3 protein-coding genes are annotated in these 3,622 nt (G+C 64.2%); all 3 read left to right on the forward strand.

The annotated features are described in order from the left end of the window. Window positions 1-277: 277 nt before the first annotated feature. The 3 genes from HZB53_14145 to HZB53_14155 all read left to right on the forward strand — a co-directional run bounded on the left by HZB53_14145 (window position 278) and on the right by HZB53_14155 (window position 3,307). Window positions 278-1,558: a glutamate-1-semialdehyde 2,1-aminomutase gene (locus HZB53_14145; protein MBI5878788.1), complete on the forward strand. Its 1,281-nt coding sequence runs from the start codon at window positions 278-280 to the stop codon at window positions 1,556-1,558. A 118-nt stretch (window positions 1,559-1,676) separates the two neighbouring features. Beyond that, window positions 1,677-2,492, forward strand: coding sequence for a metallophosphoesterase (locus tag HZB53_14150; protein ID MBI5878789.1), 816 nt, complete (start codon window positions 1,677-1,679; stop codon window positions 2,490-2,492). Then, on the forward strand, window positions 2,489-3,307 hold the full coding sequence (locus HZB53_14155; GenBank protein ID MBI5878790.1) for a metallophosphoesterase: 819 nt from the start codon (window positions 2,489-2,491) through the stop codon (window positions 3,305-3,307). The genes HZB53_14150 and HZB53_14155 overlap by 4 nt, the downstream gene beginning before the upstream one ends. Window positions 3,308-3,622 lie beyond the last annotated feature (315 nt).

Here is a 3,622-nt window from a genome sequence, read left to right on the forward strand (position 1 = left end):
GCATTGTCAAACGCGCACGGCCCCAGCGCCATTCGCTGCGCGCCGAGTTGCAGGCGTTGCTCGCCCAGCAACCGCCACCCACGCCAGCACTCGATTCTGCCTCTTGACATTTTTGCCATGACCCTAACCTATGACCAATAGTCTCTGACCCGCCCGCGGACAGGTCAGAGACCTGTCCCTACGCAATCGGTCGGGTGATGTGGTATATTGCCGCACCCGATTATTCCGGAATGCGCGCTAGACATTCGCGCACGGATAACCCAATCACGGAGGGAGCATGAGCAATTCACAAGCCATCTACGAGCGCGCCACACAATATATCCCCGGCGGCGTCAGCAGTTCCAACCGGCTGATCCAGCCGAACCTCGTTTTCACGCACGCCGCGGGTGCATACATCTGGGACGCAGACGGCAAGCGCTACATTGATTACCATGCGGCGTTTGGCCCGCCAGTGCTGGGCCACTGCCACCCGGAGGTCAACCGGCGCGTCGCCGAGGCAATGTCGCAGATCGACCTGGTCGGCATCGGCGCCAACGAGATGGAGATCGAACTCGCGGAGAAGATCTGCCACTACGTGCCGTCGGCCCAGCGCGTGATGTTCACCAACTCCGGCTCGGAGGCGACCTACTACGCGCTGCGCTTCGCGCGCGCCGCGACCGGCCGCCGCAAGATCATCAAGTTCCAGGGCTGTTACCACGGCTGGCACGATGCCGTGGCGATGAACATCATCAGCGCGCCGAACCGGGTCGGGCAGAAAGACCCGATTTCGGCGGGTATGACGCCCGAAGTGGTGGACGACACACTCGTCCTGCCGTTCAACGACATCGAAGAACTGCACGACACCATCCAGCAGCACGGCGACGGCATCGCCGCCGTCATCCTGGAGCCGATCCCGCACAACATCGGCGCCGTCCTGCCGCGCCCGGAGTTCCTGCGCGCCCTGCGCGACCTGACGCTGCAGAAGGGCATCGTGCTGATCTTCGACGAGGTCATCACCGGCTGGCGGCACGGGCTCGGCGGCTACCAGAAAATCGCGGGCATCACGCCCGATCTGACGACGATGGGCAAGGCGATCGCCAACGGCTTCCCGCTGGCCGCGCTGTGCGGCCGCGCCGACATCATGGATCGCGGGCGGCCGGGCGGCGACGTGTTCGTGGCGGGCACCTATAACGCGCATCCGATGAGCGTGGCGGCCGCGCTGGCGACGATCGAAATCCTCGAGCGGCCGGAGACGTATCCGCACCTGTTCGGCCTCGGCGACCGCATGCGCGCGGGACTGAACGACATCATCGCGCGGCTCGGCATCGAGGCCACTATCGCCGGTTTCGGCTCCGTGTTTGTGACGTACTTCATGAAGCCGCCGGTGGACAACTATACCGACCTCCTGCGCAACGATGCGGCCAAGTTCGTCGCGTACCGCAAGGCGCTGATCGAACGCGGCATCTACAAGCTGCCGGTCAACCTCAAGCGCAACCACATCAGCCTCGCGCACACGCTGGCCGACGTGGATGAGACACTGGAAAAGGCCGAGGCGGCGATGAGGACAGTACTTCAGTAGACAGCAGTCAGTAGCCAGAAGGCAGTGAACAGTAAACCGTGAACAGTGGACGGTAAAGTCGGGCGAATTGTCGCCGCCGGCCGTCCGTTTGTCCGTTTTTCGTCCGTTGTCTAATCCGTTGACCACATTCATCCAGATCACCGACCATCACCTGCGTGAGAGCGAAGGCGCGCTGACGCGCGGCTATTCGACGTGGCACGCGCTGCGCGCCGTGCTGCGCCATATCGCACGCCACCACGCGAACGTGGATTTCATCGTCTCGACCGGCGATCTGGTGAACAGTGGCGGCGATGGCGACCTGACCGGGGTGGACGTCGACACGCAGTACCAGACTGTGCGGCGCGCGTTGAGCATCACGGGGGGCGCTGAACCGCCAGGCCCGCTGGCGCTGACGGCCGAGGGGCTGCGGGACATGCCGCTGTACGTGCTGCCCGGTAATCTCGATCCGCGCGAGGCGTTCTTCCGCAACCTGTTTCCGGCGTCGCCCCTGCGCGCGATGAACGTGTCGTTCATGCACGGCGGCGTGCGATTCGTGTGCGTGGACTGGGGCGAAGGTGACGCGGCAGCCAGCACGCCGGCCATGTTCGAGTTTCTGGCCCGGGCCCTGGCCGGCGGCCTGCCATCGGTCATCCTGATGCACCATCACGTCGTCCCGTCGGGTCTGCCGCTCTGGGATTCGTGGATCGCGCCCGATGTGGCCGCGTTCTGGGCGATCGTCGCGGGGCGCAACGTGCTGGGCATTTTCAGCGGCCACACACACGCCACGTTTGAGTCCCGCGCGCGCGGCATACCGGTCTTCGGGCTGCGCTCGACGTCGTATGCGTATACCCAACTCGGAGACGATGTGCTGCCGGTGCTGCGGCCGCCGCATTACCGGGTGGTCACGGTTTCCGCGAATGCATTGACCACCGCAATCGTGGAAGTGCCTTTATGACATTCACCTTCATCCAGATCAGCGACCACCATCTGCCGGCGGATGAGGGGCTGTTGAAGTTTGGCTTCTCGCCGTGGGTGGCGTTTCGCGCGACGCTGCGCCACATCGCCGCGCACCATGCAGCCGGCGCGGATTCCCTCGTCTCGACCGGCGACCTGGTGGACACGGGCACCGATGCGGAGTACGCGGCGGCGCGGCGCGCGCTCGGGCTGGAAACGCGCACGCCGCCGCCGGGGCCACAGGCGCTGGGTTTCGACGGGTTGCAGGGCCTGCCGGCGTACTTTCTGCCCGGCAACCATGACCCGCGCGAGACGTTTTCCCGCAACATGTACGGTGAAGCCGGGACGCAGGCCGGCGGGTCAGAGACCCGCCTCTACAATCATGTGTTCGATCATCGGGGCGTGCAGTTCGTCTGCATCGACTTTGGCGCGGAGAACCAGGCGGTCGTGTATCCACAGACGGTTGCCTTCCTCGCCGACGCCTTGCGAGCCGCCGGGCCATCGATCATCCTGACACATCACCAGGTCGTACCAAGCGGCATCGCGCGCCTCGACCAGTTTCTGCCGGCCGACCCGGCGCCGCTCGCACGCGCCCTGCGCGGCCGCGCTGTGCTTGGCATCTTCTGCGGGCACTTCCACCTGTCGTACGAGGGACGCTTCGCCGGCGTTCCGGTGTTCGGCACGCGCTCGACGACCCACTCGTTCGCCGATGCGGGCGGCGGGCGCATGCACTACATCATCGGCAACCCGCACTATCGCGTCGTCACGGTCGGGGACGAGCGCGTGAGCACGCAGATCGTTGAGGTACCGCTGTAGGCAGTAGTCAGTAGCCAGTCGTCAGAGGTCAGTACGACGTGAACAGTGAACGGTGAACAGTAAGTAGTAAGCAGTTGTCATTCGGTTTTCTCTGCGCTCTCTGCGTTCTCTGCGGTAAGCAGTTGTCATTCGGTTTTCTTTGCGCGCTTTGCGTTCTTTGCGGTTAGAGGTCGTTCGGTTTTCTCTGCGCTCTCTGCGTTCTCTGCGGTAGGGGTTGTGGTCCGGTTTTCTTTGCGCGCTTTGCGTTCTTTGCGGTTAGAGGTCGTTCGGTTTTCTCTGCGCTCTCTGCGTTCTCTGCGGTAGGGGTTGTGGTCC

It is taken from the genome of Chloroflexota bacterium (assembly GCA_016235055.1).
Taxonomy (GTDB): Bacteria; Chloroflexota; Anaerolineae; order JACRMK01; family JACRMK01; genus JACRMK01.